We start from the raw sequence: 16071 nt of genomic DNA on the forward strand, positions 1-16071 counted from the left end.
TAAGTAAGTAAAAAAGGTTTGAAAATATGAGAGGTAGATAATATGGGGATTTTCCGAGTAAAAAAAGATAATAATTATTCCGTTATTAATAATACCGGTCTAAAGGATAAGAGGCTTTCTTGGAAGGCGAAAGGAATATTAGCTTACATACTTACACTTCCAGATGATTGGGTGTTTTATAGAGAAGAATTATCGCAACATGCAAAAGACGGTATTAATAGCTTAAGAGCTGGAATGCAGGAATTAAAAGAGTACGGATATATTAGAAGATTTCCTGTTAGAGATGAAAAAAACAAAATTGTTAGATGGGAGACAATTATTTACGAAATCCCAGTGGATGATTATCCACCAGTGGAAAACCCACCTGCTGGAAAACCTGTTGCTGGTAACCTACCGGTGGATAATCACAAGCTACTAAATACTAATATACAAAGTACGAAAGAACTAAATACTAATATACAAAATATAAATCATATTCATGATAATAAACAAAGTTTACTCTCAAAAAACTTAACAAATGAAGATTTTAAAATAAGTCATCAATTTTTGATGAAGAATAGAATTTCATTAAGTGAAATAGCAATTATAGAGCTTGGTGCATTTTGTGAATCACTAGGTAGTGAACTAATTGGGGAAGCAGTAAATAGATCAATTGATGAAAATGTACCAAAGTGGAGATATGTACGTGGGATTCTTAAAAATTGGGAAGCCAAAAAGGTAAAAACACTCAAGGATGTAGCTATGCTAGATGCACAGTTTGATCTTGGTAAGAATAAAAAACAATTTGGGTCAGGGAATACCAATCGAAATGAAATGGTACCAGAATGGTTACATGAAAAAGAAGATACTCCAGAAGAGCAGCCTATAAAAAATAATGAGTTAACTATTGAAGAAGAGCGTGAGAGATTAAAAACTTTATTAAAAAAATATAAATCATAATTAATATTTATAAATTTTATTAAATTGATAATAAGGTTAGATTATCTTTGGTGATAAAAATAAAAGCAGCATTTAAATAAAGAAAAGTAGGGGGATTATTATATGTTTGACTGGCTCAAAGATTATCAGAAACTAGAAGAAGAAATTGCATATTTAGAATATAACTTAGACAAATCAAAAGCAGAATTAAAGCGCTGGACTAGTGGGGACTTGCAAAATATACGATTAACTGCTGAATCGGAAGGGGCTAAAGTAGAAGATCGGATTGAAGCGATTGAATATGAATTAGGACATAAGATGAATGAAGTATTTGATTTAAAGATTTTAATTAATAAGTTTACAGGATTAGATCATCAAATACTCAAAATGAAGTATATTGATGGAATGACCTTAGAACAAATAGCGTTTGACTTGCATTATAGTACAGGCTATATCCGACGCAAACATGCTGAAATAAGAAAGATTGTCAAGTTTGTAGATGGGTTTTAATGTTACCTTTTTGTAGGATACATGCAGTGTACAGAAAGTATTGAAAAAGTGATTTATAGTAGTAATATAAGATTTCGACGAAAGGGCAACTATTTTTATGGTTGCTCTTTTTGTTGTGAAAGAAGGTGAGCAACATGAAGTAATTTTAAAAAATAATTTTCATTTAAGTGTTAGAGGTACTTAGTAGATTAAGAGTTTTATAGAAAAAATAATAGGAAAATAAGGAGAGATTTAGTAATGAGTATATTAGCTGCTTCAGTTAAAACAAAGAATCTGCCACAACAAGTGTTACGTTGGCAATCAATGGTAGAAAGTGAATGTTCAGCACAAGGTGTGTCTGAATTAGTTCCCTATGTACTTGGGATTATTATGGTGGAGAGTGGAGGAAACTCTGAAACAACACCTGATATTATGCAGTCCAGTGAATCACAAGGTTGGGCGATGAATACAATTAAAAATCCAAAAGATTCAATTTATTATGGAGTAAAGCATCTAAAAGGAGCTTTTGATGATGCAAAGAAAAATGGTATTACAGATTTAAGTGCCATTGTTCAATCATATAATTTTGGACGAGCTTACCTTCGTTGGTTAGCTTCTAATAATAAACAGCATTCATTACCGGTGGCAGATTTGTATTCTAAAACAGTTGTTGCGCCATCACTTGGTAATACAACTGGTGCTATGGTCAAGTATAGTCAGCCTATTGCTGTTGCATATAATGGTGGCTATCGATATAAAAATGGAGGGAATTTCTTCTACTCTGAAATTGTTAAACAATATGTAGATTTTGATGAAGCTGGTAATAACAATAAACCAATACAACCGGTGGGCTTGGGGATTGCTGTAAATAAATATCCGAATAACGGTGGGATTAATCTATATAGCCAACCACAAGGAGGATATTTTACGAGGGTAATTTATGATAAAACACCGTACCTTATTATAGATGCAGCGTGGTATGAAAATCCTATGATTTGTCTAGGAAACGAGGCATGGGCTGCTCTGGAACATTTCGATGTGCAATGGTTTAGTGCTTATTCAAAATATCCACCAGGCGGTGGTATTAACACATATGATGGTCCTAACGGAAATTATACAGGTTTTGTAGATGGATCTGTTCCATATAGAGTTTTTGGACGACTAAATGGTTATATAGATATTGGAAATAATACATGGGTAAAAGAAGAACATTTTAATGTTAAATAATGAAGGATAGCTTTTCGTTCTGTTCATCTTAAAATTTGAACAACTAAAATATATCCAAAAAATAATAAATATAGACAGTGAACGAAGGTGCTCATTTAAGTACCTTTTTTAAATGGTGTAAAAATAGAAAGGGAGACTAATATGACAAAATTTATTTATCCTACAGATACAACGAGAGTAACAAGTGGTTTTAGAGGCAGCAGACCAGATCACCATGGGATAGACCTTGCTGAAGCAGGTTATCACCCTATTTATGCAGCGGCTAGCGGTCAAGTTAGTCGTTCTTATTTTTCATCTAGTTATGGTGAATGTATTATGATTGTGCATACAATTGATGGAGTTACATGGGAAACTGTATACGCTCATATGCGTAGTGGTTCTCGAACAGTAAACGAAGGTGATTATGTTTCACAAGGACAAACTATTGGAGTTATGGGAAACACGGGGGATTCTAGTGGCCAACACTTACATTTTGAATTGCATAAAGGACGTTGGAATGCGAGTAAAAGTAATGCTGTGAATCCGTTAGATCACTTGGGTAAAGATGGTGGTGGTAACAATACTGATAAACCAATTCAACCAGTAGGTCTGGGGATTGCTGTAAATAAATATCCGAATAATGGAGGGATTAATCTATATAGCCAACCGCAAGGAGGATATTTTACGAGGGTAATTTATGATAAAACACCGTACCTTATTATAGATGCAGCGTGGTATGAAAATCCTATGATTTGTCTAGGAAACGAGGCATGGGCTGCTCTGGAACATTTTGATGTGCAATGGTTTAGTGCTTATTCAAAATATCCCCCAGGCGGTGGTATTAACACATATGATGGTCCTAACGGGAATTATACAGGTTTTGTAGATGGATCTGTTCCATATAGAGTTTTTGGACGACTAAATGGTTATATTGATATTGGAAATAATGCATGGGTAAAAGAAGAACACTTTAATGTGAGATAGTATTTTGAAATCTATAAATATCAAATTAAATGGAAGAAGCAGTGTGATACTTTTCTATGAATTCGTTTAAAACGATGGTGTAGGAGTGTAGAGAGGAATTAAAGGAAGAGCAACTGATAAACAGTTGCTCTTTTTCTTTTTTAGCAGGTGAAGACAAGGAATTTATTAGAGAAAATGCTGGCCGTATGGAGATTAGGTTACTAGATGTACTAAATAATGCAGTGAGAATTTTAAGTAATAAAAACGAGAGAATAAAAAGGAGATGTTCAGTAATGGAGATTAGAAAAAAATTAGTGGATTCAAGTAAATATGCTATAAAATGTCCTAATGCAATGAAGCCAGAATTCATCACAGTACATAATACGTACAATGATGCATCAGCTGAAAATGAAATTTCTTATATGATTGGAAATAATAATGCAGTTTCGTTCCATGTTGCAGTAGATGACAAAGAAGCAGTACAAGGTATTCCGTTTGATCGTAATGCTTGGCATGCTGGTGATGGTAACGGAAATGGTAATCGTAAATCCATCGGAGTGGAAATTTGCTATTCTTTAAGTGGTGGGGATAGATATTATAAGGCGGAAGATAATGCAGCAATTGTTATAGCTCAGTTAATGAAACAATTCAACATTCCAATTAGTAATGTACGTACACATAAATCGTGGAGTGGGAAACATTGTCCACACCGTATGCTTGACGAGGGAAGATTGGATCAATTCATTGAGAAGGTAAATAAAGCATTTAACAACAATAATAATAAACCAATACAGCCAGTAGGTCTGGGGATTGCTGTAAATAAATATCCGAATAATGGAGGGATTAATCTATATAGCCAACCGCAAGGAGGATATTTTACGAGGGTAATTTATGATAAAACACCGTATCTTATTATAGATGCAGCGTGGTATGAAAATCCTATGATTTGTCTAGGAAACGAGGCATGGGCTGCTCTGGAACATTTCGAAGTACAATGGTTCAGTGCTTATTCAAAATATCCACCAGGCGGTGGTATTAACACATATGATGGTCCTAACGGGAATTATACAGGTTTTGTAGATGGATCTATTCCATATAGAGTTTTTGGACGACACAATGGTTATATTGATATTGGAAATAATACATGGGTAAAAGAAGAACATTTTGATGTGAGATAAGATTAAAGAATTAGAGTCACCAAAGAAATGATCATTCAAGATTTTAGATTAGTAATTTATATATTGGTTTGCCAAAGGTGATATGATTTAAATAAAAATCAGTAATGGTGAGCTTGTCTTATTAACGCCATGGAATGGTACATGTAAGTAGCTTTTTATTCCTGAAGTATAAGCAGTAAATAAACGATTGATCAAGTTAATAAAGACATTGTATTAACAAAAAAGAATAAAATTATAGAGTAGAAGGTATAAAAAGACGATTTCTAAAGTGCAATTAACAACTGAAGAATTAACAAAAATAACAACTGAGAAGAAAGAGAAAACATAGGCTGGTTTGTTTTCGGTTGTTTACAAGGAGAAATAACAAAATAACAAATCAAACTCCAATCCAAACACAGAATACAAATTCAGGAAACAATCAATTACAGAACCAAATTATTAATCAAATTAAACCATACCAGCCCTAGAGAAGTTAGTTATGCAATTCATTCAAAATCCGGCTCCAAATAAAGATATGACACCAGGTAATGATATATAATTTATGAAAGTTAATAACTTTGTAAATATTTTATTGAATGCAGGAAATTTTATTGAAGTATATGTATACAGCTGATAAACAAAAAAATAATGAGATGTAAAGCAAAGCGTATGTAATGTAGGCTTTTTTATGTTGAATTAAATAAGAAGTGGGAAAGAGGTGGCAAAATGGATAGTTTACAAGAGGTGAAAGGTGATATTCAGGAAATAAGGCAAGATATTAAGGATATACGATTAGAGATTAGAAGTTTAGAAATGCGGACGACAGGTAATGAAAAGGACATTATTAATATTAATAAGCAATTAGACAAAATCAGTGCTAATACAACTTGGATCCTACGCCTTATTATTGGTGGACTAATTGGAGCTGCTCTTACCTTCTTTTTGAAAGGAGGAGGTATGTAATGATTGAAATTACGGCAATGATTGGAGTTGTTGTAGGAATTTCTCAAATTGTAAAAACAACGGGACTGCAAACAAAATATATTCCGTTATTTAATTTAACACTTGGCATTACGCTAGGTGTTTTATTTTTGTCTCAAGATATTAAAGTGAATTTATTTCAAGGAATGATTATTGGATTGTCAGCTAGTGGATTATTTGACCATACAAAGATTGTAAAAAAGGATGCCGATAGAAAATGAAAAAGAAATACAAGCATATTTTATCCATAGTTGTTGCAATGATTTTAGTAGTATCAATTGGAACAAACGCACTTGCTGATAAAACGCTACTTATTCCTGATTTACCAAAACAACCATACCGTTATGGTGTTGGAGCTTATGAAGGTGTTGTGGCACATTCTACAGCTACCCCAGAGGCGCCAGCAATTAATATTCAAAAATATGAGTCTCGTACATGGCGTTCAGCGTTTGTTCACTACGCAGTGGATTGGGATGGAAAAATTCAAATTGCATCTACAAAACATCAGGCATGGGGGGCAGGTCCAGCAGCAAATGCTAGATTTGTTCATGTTGAATTGTGTGAGACAAGTGATCCATTGAAATTTAAACGTTCATATGAAAAATATATAGAATTAATTGGGGAAATCTTGCGAGAACGAAATATTCATCCCTCTAAAGGATTATGGACACATAGGGATATTACGTATAAATTAGGTGGGACAGACCATGAAGATCCACTGGATTATCTTCGTAGTCATGGCGTATCTGAGGCTAAGTTTCGAGCAGACGTGTTAAAGGTTTATAACGGGAGCACGATTACAGTGGATACCAAACCACAAAAAATAAATGAAATATCTGGTACAGTAGAGTCGAATGGTATTGCATATATTGAAGGATACAATGTAAATCTCCGCTCTGGACCATCAACAGAAAATAGTGTTATTCGTAAGCTACAAAAAGGTGAGGATTATAAAGTATGGGGTAAATTAGGAAACTGGTTACTTCTTGGTGGTAACCAATGGATTTATTATGATTCCTCATATATTCGTTGCCAAGGCAATGAACCTGCTACAGTAATTGGTAAAAAAGTTATTTCAAAAGTAAATAATTTACGCTTCTATGATTCTCCATCTTGGCAGGATAAAGATGTTGCTGGTATTGTAAATATGGGTTTAGGATTTATTATTGATGCAAAGGTAATTGTAAATAATTCACCACAATATAGAGTGCATAATAGTAAAGGTAAAACATATTATATAACAGCAAACGAAGCCTATGTGTATGTGAAGTGAAAGAGAGGATCTGCTCTACTATGGGGCGATCCTCTTTTTTTTATTATGTATAAATTAGGTTTAATGGTGAAAAGAGGAGGCTATGAATGATATTTATTTGGAAAAATATTCTTGATAGAAACATAATATAGTGTTATATTTAAATTTAATGATGTAATGTTGGAAATGAATTTGTATATGATATAGATTTACTTAAAGATGTCAATTTTGAGAAAACAGAAGGTAAGGTATTAGGTAAAGAGATATAGTTTTTATAGGGGCTTTAATCCTGTATTATAATTTAGGAGAAATATATTAAGTAAGGAGTTTTTTTATGCCGAAATGGGCTAAGTGGATTGCCATGTTTGTTATTTTTCTCTGTAGTATTTTAATTATCGACGCTCTTGTTGGTAGCAAAAAAGGTATAAAAGCCATTACAGCAGCAGTTGAGGAATTAACCGCAGATAAAAAAAATATAGGAAATCAAAAAGAAGTAAAGCAAATAGCCGAAACAAGTGATTACAAACATTTAGACAAGCAGCATTATGCATGGGTAATGGACGATTATTTAAAGGATCTATCTGATGTGGCGACCCAATTTAGCATGTTAGAGGCTGATGCAGAAATTAAGGGTACTATAAACAAATCATGGGTTTCAGATGTAGGCGATGTTTTCTATAAAATGTCTTATCTTATCTCTAGTGTACGATATGTAGAACCCCCAACAGAATTAAAGGGTCTACATTCATCTATTTTAAAGGCGATGGATAACTTGCAATTTGTTATAGACAATTATGGAGATGCTGCGAGCCAAACAGATTTAGCGAAATTAGGCAAATGTTTAAAATCGTTAAGAAGTGCTAGGGATACAATAGACGAGGTCCGTAGTGAATTATCCACTTATGAATAATTATCATAAAAACCGATTAGTATTACAGAACATCCTCAAAAGTATATATGAAGTTTAGCGTTTTCTTTGCGGTTAAGGAAACAGTAATCTCAAAGGTTTCAATTCTAATGCTTGGTACATGAAAGAGGATAATAAGCAAGGAATGGAAGGCAGGGAAGATCAAAGCTGTTGAGTTCATGGACAAGGCTGACATGAAGAAAGCGATATTTTAAAAGAAAATGAGGGAATACGAGGAAATAAAATCATTAAAATGATATAAATAGATTTTATACTTTTAGTATTTGACAATGCAACCACAGTCATTAGAGAGGATATAGTAGTCTGTGTAATAACAAAACCAAAACTTACGTTAAGTATTAGCGGACTTGAACTACTCACCACTTAACGTCCTAACGGACGTTTGAAGTGGGAGATTCCTGCGAACACCGATGTATCCACCAGTTATCTTAGCAGGCTCTACCCGCAGTCCCTACGGTGAGAACATAAGTATCTTGTACGCTGACTCACCACACTATCTACTTTAGCTTGGTTTTCGCAATTTTGAGAAGCGTGGGGCGATAGAACGTTGAAGAGTTTACGGTTGCAACGTTTTTCTGCAACCAACCTCATATCTTCAGTTTTCGAAGAGCAATCTGTACAAGTAAATGATAGCAAATATGTTGGCTTATGCCAACCGACACTCATCTTCCACCTAAAATTGGTGTTTCACACCTTCACATTTTTGAGGAAGGAGTCTTCTGTCGGAAAACGATAAAAGACTGATTTTGAATGTTATGATGTCCACTAATGCTTATAGCGTGATTTGGTTCTATTGCTATACAAAGGCCATCATCACCATACTGAATAAAGTGAATAAAATATAGATTTGATTTATAAGTCGGAGGAGGGCACCTTAGGGTGTCTTTTTATTTTGGATTTTTTTAGAAAATATTTGAAATATAATACAATGAATTATATTATTGTTTGTATATGATTTTAAATAATTCTGAAATTTGACAGGGGGAAATAACAATGAAATTAGGAAAATTAGCATTAATTGGAGCGTTAACATTTAGTGGGTTTACTGCAGTAGAAATGAGTAAGCCTACCTCACAAGCAGCTGCAGCTTACTCAGATCCACTTAATGATGATTGGGGATTCAAAACCATTATGGATTTACAAAATTCAGAGGAAAGTACATACCAACCTGATTGGAAGATTGGGAATTTAATAACTGGTGATACATTTTACTTAACACAGCACTTTGGTAGGGAACATTTTGGTGCGCAAATGAAAATTTACAAAATCCACACAAATGGTACCCTAGAACGATTCCAAACAATAGAACCAGAATTTATTCCTGGAACAGAAATTTGGCAAACACCTATCACAGATAGCTATACAAGTGGTAATTATGTCGCTGTAATTAAATATCGTGGTGAATTCACGTATTCAAATCAATTTACAATCAATTAAGGATGTAAACACATTAGAAAAAGGCACCTTAGGTGTCTTTTTTATGCATAAAAAATCCTCATCTTCCTATAGAAAAGATAAGGCCTTTATATATTATTTATTATCCGATTCATCAGTTTTATTATAAACACATTTAGCTTCTCCAAAAAGACCACCGGTGTCCCATTCTCCACCATAATGAGCACACTTTAAAGGTGTACGATCGTTTCGCATACTTGGATTTTCAGGTGATTTATAGCCATCATTTACAATACTACCAACAATAAATATCCCTCCAATTACAAATACCACAGCAACGATTAATAGTATCTTCCCATTAGGACCATTAACAATGTCGTTTACAACTTCTTTTGCTTCTTGTTGAGTTTCACCTTTTGAAAATAATGAAAGAATAATAGATATGATAAATATGAAAAATAGCACAATTATAAATATCATTATTTATGCCTCCCTACTATTTGTATACTTTTAATTTCCTTATACGTTTTAAGCTAAGGTATTTGAAATCATAATGATAATAAATATATCCCTCCGATTAAAAGTGCCGCAGCAACTATTAATATTATTACTCCATCCGGACTATTAAGAATTTCTTTTATATGTTTTTTTGCTATTTGCTTAGTTTCTCCACTTGAAAAGAGATAAACAATGGAATGGAGAATTAGTAAGAAAAATGCCGTAATTACCTCTAACATGGCTTATGTACCTCCTAATATATATACCTTTAATTATCCAGTAATTTTCTTGCACCTTGTATCAGACTGAGTAACTGGAATGCTTAATTTAATAGAAGCCAAATGACAAAAATTACTCCTGTAACTGCTGCAGATCCAAAAAAACCTACCAACATTTTCCCCTCAGGACCATTAATAAGCTCTTTTAAAACTTCTTTTGCTATTCGCTGACCTTTACCACTTAAAACTATCGAAAGAATAAAGAATATTACTACTAATACAAATGAAGAAATTATTAACTCCATGACTTATGTACCTCCCTAATATATGTGCGTTATTAATTAACCAATAATTTCCTTATGCATTATATCAGCTAAGGTACATAAAGATATAGCTAATTATTTATATAAATTATTTTATTGATCGGTATCGCATTACTATAGGATTGCTCAAGTCGGAAGAAGGCACCTTAGGGTGTCTTTTCTTTTGTCCATTACTCATTGATTTTTTATGTTCATTTGTTATAATTATTACTACAGTAGTATTATAGTAATACCTTGGGTATATAATAAAAGAAGAGATGCTCGATACATCTCTTCTGGTAACTGTTGCCGTAAGGCGGGTAGTTACTAAATAAAGTTAGTTTCTTTTTCTAGAACTTCCCTTTTGCTTCCGACGGCGTAGGGAGGTTCTTTTACGTTTTTTGCTAATATTATTCACCAGTTTGTTTCCATAACCGGTAACAAGAATTGTCAAAAATACTTTCAACAAATCCTGTAGCAAAGAAAGTAAATATTCCATCATAGGAGTCACCTCCTTTCCCTCTACATAAAAAAAGAGAAAGGATAGCAACCAACCACCCTACGTCATACAGTTAAATCTATTTTATCATAATAGTACAATCTTACCAATATAAACAAGACCACCATTATTGATAGTCTTTTTAGGTAGATTTAGAACAATTAATTACAACATGTTTATAGTGTGATTAATATATAATAATTTCGCCTTATGACCTTTATCATAAACTGAACTATTACATGGGATATATTTTTTGTACCACGCTTTGTTAATGCATTTAACCTTCGTAGGTGTTGAAGGTTTAGAATTATTGTTTAGTATAGTCATATCATTAGAACATCCTGCGGTATTTAGACAGAATGTAACTAATAAACACGATAGTAATAATTTATTCATATAATCACTTCTAATTCTTTATTAGTTAACATTTTTTCATGAAATACGTTCTTTACTAATTTTACATTACATTAAAGTTCAGGAAATATTCTTCTACTCATAAATTGTTACATTTGCTCTAGGGGAACTCTATTAATAATAAAAGTCATTCTAGTCGAAGAAAGGCATCTTATTACTGATAAAGGTAAAACTGTTAGTTATCTAATTCTCCCAGTAATTATGTATTTGAAGTATGTAATACAGGAACTAATAGCAGAAAATGAACTGAAAGGTGCATAAATAGGGGTAATCTGGAAATAGATCGTTTGATTATTTATTGTACTATAGTTTTTCTGCAAAAAAAAGGTATTTGCAGAGACTAGATTATTAAAATTACAATGTAGGGAGCTGGGGAGGGAGTTAAAACAGGGTGATAAAAAAAGAGTTTTAGAAAATATACATGTGACAATTTTGAGTGTCATAGTTGTATTAATGTTGTTTTGTATATTAAGTTAAAATACTATAATAAATTTTATTTCTTCAATTTATAAAGAAATTTCACCTTCATTAGCTAATAATGTAGGGTCAATCCATATGGAAAATATGTTTAAACCTTTCCCTGAACATGGCCATGTTTAAAAGATTGATATAAACATGGAAAAAAACGTCTTGAATTGGGCGTTTTTTTAAGTTTATACTTTCAAATTCAAGAAGTCTAAACCTAGTGTGATTAAAATGAAAACATCCTCATAAAACCTAGTTTTAGTCATTGGTTTAATATGAATTATATTTATAATAATATAAAATGTTAGCAGGTTATAAATGAATTTCCTACACTCAGTATCAAACGTCTAATTCTTGTAGTAGAGTTAACTTCTCATGCTCATCAAGTTAACAAAATAAAATCCTATCTAAAATGAAATAATGCATATGTAGGTACAGTTGGCTTTAATTTAATTGTAATTAATATCATAATAAATAAATATAAAATGAAACACTATGGGTGAATGAATATGAAATGTGTATACGTTTGTAATAGCTGTTAGTGACAAATTCATATTAAATTTATCAAAAAGAAAGAGGAAAATGAGTGATGAAAATCAGTTCAAGCATAAATAACAGGCTTTATCCTTTAAATACTAGAGTTTTAAAGGGAACAGGTCCAAGTACTACAGCTTCACATTTGGTGAACAATAATCAAAAATACATTCCTGAAAATAAGACTGGGAATAATCAACTTTCTGAAAAAAATATAGAACAATATATTAATAACAAATATAATTCAATTAACTCACAAGGTCTCTCTATATTTGAATTTCTTAAAATGTTATTGGATAAAGGTGTACCTATGTCGATAATAACAGAAATATTAGTGGGATTTCTAGAGGGGCACAATAAGAAGATTGAAGAATCGGAGAAAGAAGTAGAAAAAGGATTAGAGAAAGAATTAGTAAAAGAATTAGAGAAAGGATTAGAAGAAGGAATAGTGAATGCTCAAAAACAATAATAATTTTTAGTGAAGAGTAGTTCTATGAAAACATAGAGAATAAATTTTATGATCTTGTTTTCGGGGTATAACTTTTCTTGATATATAAGTTATAAAAATTTTAATTTCTATTCATCTATTTTTTGATTTAATAAAAATACAAATGAGACGCCACTGTTTAGCAGCATCTCATTTAGCTATATTATTTTTTCTAAATTAACTCATTATTAGCTAGCAGAATGAATTCTTTTAATAATACAACGCCTTCTTCCACTTTAACTTCTATTTTCCAGTACTTAAATGAGATAGTCTTCTATTATGAGAATCTACTCCCAAATTTTTAATTTCCATCAATTTTTGAAAATAAAGCAATTTGTAATCCTATCTTAAAAACCTCAGCCATTACTTTTATTTAACTATATATAATTCCTTAGATTTTTGATAAGTATCCAAATAGAATGTTTGAAGAGACATTAAGACTGATATTTTTAGCCATAACATTTCAATTAATATAAAAAGAATTTATCTTTTATATTTTATTTGTATTTTTTTAAAGTGCCTTCATAATTAGCAACGATAGAATACAGAGTACTATTTTGAGAAACTAGATAGAGTATTCCTTGATAAGTGCCATCATCATATGAAAAAGATTTAGGTATTTTTATTACATTTGGACCGAAGGGGGAGTTCGGGAATATTTTAACACAGTTTTTTACGTATTCATTTGTTTCTACATTCTGCGTTACATTTTTACAGTTTCCGAAGTATTGATCATGTTCATCAGCATGTGATGAGATTCCTCCTATAACTAATCCACCTAATGTTAATGCACTTACCACAAATTTTTTAAACATATAATATAATCCTCCTTTTTTAAATTGAATATCACATTTTATTCTACATTTTTATCTCATTGTTAATTTATAGTTCTTACGATACCCTGTGGGTAATAAACCATAAATTCAATTATTTTGCGTTTAACTATAAAAAGAAAGCAAAAACTCTCGTATCATAATTGTTGGCGAGACAAATCACAAGAGGAGTTTTCGCTATGTCGCATCTACTAGGGGTCACCATATCAAAAAAGAAAATTGTACGTTTAGATACAAAATAAATACAATTTAACCGATACCCTGTATGTTAAGAAACAGGGTATCAATCCCCAAAAACATATTTAATAGTATCTTTTTTAGAATCGCTCAAGTAATATTTTATTAGAGTCGAATTTCTTAGTTTTACAAATACAATTTATATTTGGAAGCCATTCTTTTTCATGGGTAATTTCCAATGTTAAATAGTTAATTGATAATTTTTTTCCACTAGATGCCAAAGGGTGTTTTAAAGAATAATTAATAATTTCAGTGCAAATAAGATTGGCTATTAAACTAATGTATGGACCTATGGCAGTAGTAATTGTTTTAGATTCTAACTCTAATAATTTTTCTTTTTTTAAGGAATTTTTTCCTAATAAATCGTGATAAAAACATTCTAAACAAGGTGTCTGATTAGGAATGCTAGTTAAAATTTGACCTGTCACACACCCTAATCCACCTGCTATAAGAGGAATATTCCTTATCTGTGAAAATAAATTAGACCATAATTGAATATATATAGGGGGGGAATCTGCTGCACAAACTAAGATATCAATGTCCTCAGGGAATATCTCTAATAAATCTTCTACACTATTTATGCGTTTTGTGAAGCCTTTTATAGAAATCTCGTCATTGAAATCTTTGATATTATTTATAGCTGATTTCACTTTATATTCACCTATATCAGATAATTTATATAAAAATTGCCTATTCAAATTTTTATATTCAATTTTATCAGGATCTACTACATAAATAGTATTTACCCCTAATCCTGCCAATTGTAACAATAAATTACTTCCCAGTCCCCCAAGACCAATAATCCCAATTTTTAATTCTTGTAATTCTTTTAAAATGTTCCCTGCTGAATTATCCATAGAAGAAAAGTTTGAAAAGAAATGAAGATTTGTTAAATGTCGATTATTATCTATAATAGGATTAGGTAAGCACTGTTCTATATGACCGTAATTATTTAATTCTTTGATAGTATCCCATACATCTTGTTTGGTTAATGAAGGGAATTTAGAGTGTAATATTTTAAAAATTTCTGTCACGCTCTTATTTCCATCTAATAAATTAAGAAGTTCTTTAAGAAAACCATCGCTATCTTTCAATACACTCATAAAATTTCGATCTTTACCAATAATAATTTCTGTATCACTTATATAAGTGACAGGATGTATATCTTTTATTTTATAAAACATGATAAAAACCACCTCAATATATAAGATTTAAAAAAGGTGCTTTAAGAATTAAATTCTAAAACACCTTTTTTAAATCTTATGTTCCTCCAGTAGTACCTCCAAAAATCCAATCCCAAATACCTGATCTTTGATCAATTCTTTCAATATCGATTTTATTCATGTGAACTATTCACCTGCCTTTATGTAAATAATACCATTTTTTACTTTATCTTTCAATAGAGAATTTTCTATATATTTTTATAATTTAAAAATATATAGATTGAATATAAGCATTCAATCATTAGAAGATAAGTTGGCGAAAGCACAGCGTGTTCTTTTTAGAAGAATGAAAGGATCTTCTTGCTGGAATAAACAACGAGTAAAGGTAGCTAGAATTTATGAATACATATCAAATGCTAGAAAAGATTACTTGGACAAAATTTCAACTGAAATCATCAAAAACCACGATGTTATCGGTATAGAGGATTTGCAAGTATCGAATATGTTAAAGAATCATAAGTTGGCAAAAGCAATTAGTGAGGTATCTTGGTCGCAATTTCGATTAATATTAGAATACAAAGCAAACTGGTATGGCAAACAAGTCATTGTCGTATCGAAAACATTTACTTCCAGCCAATTATGTTCTTGTTGTGGATATCAAAATAAAGACGTTAAAAATCTAAACCTACGTGAATGGGACTGTCCTTCTTGTTGTACACACCATGATAGGGATATTAACGCAAGTATCAATCTAAAGCATGAAGCGATAAGGCTTGTAACCGCAAGGACTGCGGGGTTAGCCTAATCAATTAGAGTTCGATAGAACTCTTTACTTAGGAATCCCTCACTTCTAAACGAAGTGAAAGTGGGGGTAGTTCAATAGGAAATGTCATATGTTTACTAAAAAAGTTGAAAGTATAAAATAAATTTGAAGTAAACTAGAGAATTTTGATAAGCGCTTTAAGCAATTAATGAAAAATGCCTCCTGTATAAATACAGGAGGCATTTTTTGTTTTTCTTCAATTCAAATATCTCGTACTTTAAAAATCGTATAAATTAGGTAATTAAAATTTAAATATACTAAAGAGAAAAAATCCCAAAAAAACTAAAATTTACATATTTTCCAAATTAA

The 16071-nt window shown here is 31.5% G+C and carries 17 protein-coding genes and 1 pseudogene; 12 read left to right on the forward strand and 6 right to left on the reverse strand.

Annotation, left to right across the window (positions count from 1 at the left end; all coding sequences use genetic code 11):
* Positions 1-42 precede the first annotated feature (42 nt).
* The 10 genes from ACUN13_RS27330 (at position 43) to ACUN13_RS27375 (ending at position 9331) form a co-directional block, all read left to right on the forward strand.
* The gene (locus ACUN13_RS27330) at positions 43-939 is read left to right on the forward strand and encodes a DnaD domain protein (RefSeq protein WP_445424052.1); all 897 of its coding nucleotides are present in this window, start codon (positions 43-45) and stop codon (positions 937-939) included.
* Between the two features lie 102 nt (positions 940-1041).
* Positions 1042-1428 carry a hypothetical protein gene (locus ACUN13_RS27335; RefSeq protein ID WP_000460733.1) on the forward strand — a complete coding sequence of 129 codons (387 nt, stop codon included), beginning with the start codon at positions 1042-1044 and terminating at the stop codon, positions 1426-1428.
* A 237-nt stretch (positions 1429-1665) separates the two neighbouring features.
* Positions 1666-2634 (forward strand): lysozyme family protein, encoded by a 969-nt coding sequence (locus tag ACUN13_RS27340; protein WP_242278736.1) that lies wholly within the window; start codon positions 1666-1668, stop codon positions 2632-2634.
* A gap of 141 nt (positions 2635-2775) precedes the next feature.
* Positions 2776-3597 (forward strand): M23 family metallopeptidase, encoded by an 822-nt coding sequence (locus ACUN13_RS27345; RefSeq protein ID WP_000159988.1) that lies wholly within the window; start codon positions 2776-2778, stop codon positions 3595-3597.
* 272 nt (positions 3598-3869) lie between these two features.
* Positions 3870-4754 (forward strand): peptidoglycan recognition protein family protein, encoded by an 885-nt coding sequence (locus ACUN13_RS27350; RefSeq protein WP_025686993.1) that lies wholly within the window; start codon positions 3870-3872, stop codon positions 4752-4754.
* A gap of 705 nt (positions 4755-5459) precedes the next feature.
* Positions 5460-5696, forward strand: a complete 237-nt coding sequence (locus ACUN13_RS27355; RefSeq protein WP_000377824.1) for a hemolysin XhlA family protein — start codon at positions 5460-5462, stop codon at positions 5694-5696.
* On the forward strand, positions 5696-5935 hold the full coding sequence (locus ACUN13_RS27360; RefSeq protein ID WP_025686992.1) for a hypothetical protein: 240 nt from the start codon (positions 5696-5698) through the stop codon (positions 5933-5935). The genes ACUN13_RS27355 and ACUN13_RS27360 overlap by 1 nt, the downstream gene beginning before the upstream one ends.
* Positions 5932-6987, forward strand: a complete 1056-nt coding sequence (locus tag ACUN13_RS27365) for an N-acetylmuramoyl-L-alanine amidase (RefSeq protein WP_025686991.1) — start codon at positions 5932-5934, stop codon at positions 6985-6987. The genes ACUN13_RS27360 and ACUN13_RS27365 overlap by 4 nt, the downstream gene beginning before the upstream one ends.
* A 313-nt stretch (positions 6988-7300) precedes the next feature.
* On the forward strand, positions 7301-7876 hold the full coding sequence (locus ACUN13_RS27370; RefSeq protein ID WP_445424053.1) for a hypothetical protein: 576 nt from the start codon (positions 7301-7303) through the stop codon (positions 7874-7876).
* Positions 7877-8887: 1011 nt separating this feature from the next.
* Positions 8888-9331: a DUF5065 family protein gene (locus ACUN13_RS27375; RefSeq protein ID WP_025686989.1), complete on the forward strand. Its 444-nt coding sequence runs from the start codon at positions 8888-8890 to the stop codon at positions 9329-9331.
* 93 nt (positions 9332-9424) lie between these two features.
* Here ACUN13_RS27375 and ACUN13_RS27380 read toward each other — a convergent pair whose 3' ends face one another.
* The 4 genes from ACUN13_RS27380 to ACUN13_RS27395 form a co-directional block, all read right to left on the reverse strand.
* Complete coding sequence (locus ACUN13_RS27380) at positions 9425-9769, reverse strand: hypothetical protein (RefSeq protein WP_242278734.1); 345 nt, start codon at positions 9767-9769, stop codon at positions 9425-9427.
* A 68-nt stretch (positions 9770-9837) separates the two neighbouring features.
* A complete protein-coding gene (locus ACUN13_RS27385) occupies positions 9838-10026 on the reverse strand; it encodes a hypothetical protein (RefSeq protein ID WP_000895161.1) in 189 nt (62 codons plus the stop codon).
* 83 nt (positions 10027-10109) lie between these two features.
* Positions 10110-10310, reverse strand: coding sequence for a hypothetical protein (locus ACUN13_RS27390; protein WP_000420168.1), 201 nt, complete (start codon positions 10308-10310; stop codon positions 10110-10112).
* Positions 10311-10644: 334 nt separating this feature from the next.
* Complete coding sequence (locus tag ACUN13_RS27395; RefSeq protein WP_164876757.1) at positions 10645-10809, reverse strand: hypothetical protein; 165 nt, start codon at positions 10807-10809, stop codon at positions 10645-10647.
* 1465 nt (positions 10810-12274) lie between these two features.
* On the opposite strand from ACUN13_RS27395, the gene ACUN13_RS27400 reads away from it, so the two are divergent.
* Positions 12275-12688, forward strand: a complete 414-nt coding sequence (locus ACUN13_RS27400) for a hypothetical protein (RefSeq protein WP_089607956.1) — start codon at positions 12275-12277, stop codon at positions 12686-12688.
* A 515-nt stretch (positions 12689-13203) separates the two neighbouring features.
* Here the strand turns inward: ACUN13_RS27400 and ACUN13_RS27405 are convergent.
* Both ACUN13_RS27405 and ACUN13_RS27410 read right to left on the reverse strand, forming a co-directional pair.
* Entirely contained in the window at positions 13204-13521 is a 318-nt protein-coding gene (locus tag ACUN13_RS27405) for a hypothetical protein (protein WP_025690336.1), read from the reverse strand.
* 335 nt (positions 13522-13856) lie between these two features.
* Positions 13857-14960, reverse strand: a complete 1104-nt coding sequence (locus ACUN13_RS27410) for a ThiF family adenylyltransferase (RefSeq protein ID WP_088346506.1) — start codon at positions 14958-14960, stop codon at positions 13857-13859.
* A 277-nt stretch (positions 14961-15237) separates the two neighbouring features.
* On the opposite strand from ACUN13_RS27410, the pseudogene ACUN13_RS27415 reads away from it, so the two are divergent.
* A pseudogene (locus tag ACUN13_RS27415) lies at positions 15238-15744 on the forward strand (RNA-guided endonuclease TnpB family protein); the annotation flags it as partial.
* Positions 15745-16071 lie beyond the last annotated feature (327 nt).

It is taken from the genome of Bacillus cereus group sp. Bce041, assembly GCF_052646455.1.

Excerpts from the sequence above, each read along its gene's own strand:
- ACUN13_RS27330 (WP_445424052.1), top strand. The coding sequence starts at position 43 with ATGGGGATTTTCCGAGTAAAAAAAGATAATAATTATTCCGTTATTAAT.
- ACUN13_RS27335 (WP_000460733.1), top strand. The coding sequence starts at position 1,042 with ATGTTTGACTGGCTCAAAGATTATCAGAAACTAGAAGAAGAAATTGCA.
- ACUN13_RS27340 (WP_242278736.1), top strand. The coding sequence starts at position 1,666 with ATGAGTATATTAGCTGCTTCAGTTAAAACAAAGAATCTGCCACAACAA.
- ACUN13_RS27345 (WP_000159988.1), top strand. The coding sequence starts at position 2,776 with ATGACAAAATTTATTTATCCTACAGATACAACGAGAGTAACAAGTGGT.
- ACUN13_RS27350 (WP_025686993.1), top strand. The coding sequence starts at position 3,870 with ATGGAGATTAGAAAAAAATTAGTGGATTCAAGTAAATATGCTATAAAA.
- ACUN13_RS27355 (WP_000377824.1), top strand. The coding sequence starts at position 5,460 with ATGGATAGTTTACAAGAGGTGAAAGGTGATATTCAGGAAATAAGGCAA.
- ACUN13_RS27360 (WP_025686992.1), top strand. The coding sequence starts at position 5,696 with ATGATTGAAATTACGGCAATGATTGGAGTTGTTGTAGGAATTTCTCAA.
- ACUN13_RS27365 (WP_025686991.1), top strand. The coding sequence starts at position 5,932 with ATGAAAAAGAAATACAAGCATATTTTATCCATAGTTGTTGCAATGATT.
- ACUN13_RS27370 (WP_445424053.1), top strand. The coding sequence starts at position 7,301 with ATGCCGAAATGGGCTAAGTGGATTGCCATGTTTGTTATTTTTCTCTGT.
- ACUN13_RS27375 (WP_025686989.1), top strand. The coding sequence starts at position 8,888 with ATGAAATTAGGAAAATTAGCATTAATTGGAGCGTTAACATTTAGTGGG.
- ACUN13_RS27380 (WP_242278734.1), bottom strand. The coding sequence starts at position 9,769 with ATGATATTTATAATTGTGCTATTTTTCATATTTATCATATCTATTATT.
- ACUN13_RS27385 (WP_000895161.1), bottom strand. The coding sequence starts at position 10,026 with ATGTTAGAGGTAATTACGGCATTTTTCTTACTAATTCTCCATTCCATT.
- ACUN13_RS27390 (WP_000420168.1), bottom strand. The coding sequence starts at position 10,310 with ATGGAGTTAATAATTTCTTCATTTGTATTAGTAGTAATATTCTTTATT.
- ACUN13_RS27395 (WP_164876757.1), bottom strand. The coding sequence starts at position 10,809 with ATGATGGAATATTTACTTTCTTTGCTACAGGATTTGTTGAAAGTATTT.
- ACUN13_RS27400 (WP_089607956.1), top strand. The coding sequence starts at position 12,275 with ATGAAAATCAGTTCAAGCATAAATAACAGGCTTTATCCTTTAAATACT.
- ACUN13_RS27405 (WP_025690336.1), bottom strand. The coding sequence starts at position 13,521 with ATGTTTAAAAAATTTGTGGTAAGTGCATTAACATTAGGTGGATTAGTT.
- ACUN13_RS27410 (WP_088346506.1), bottom strand. The coding sequence starts at position 14,960 with ATGTTTTATAAAATAAAAGATATACATCCTGTCACTTATATAAGTGAT.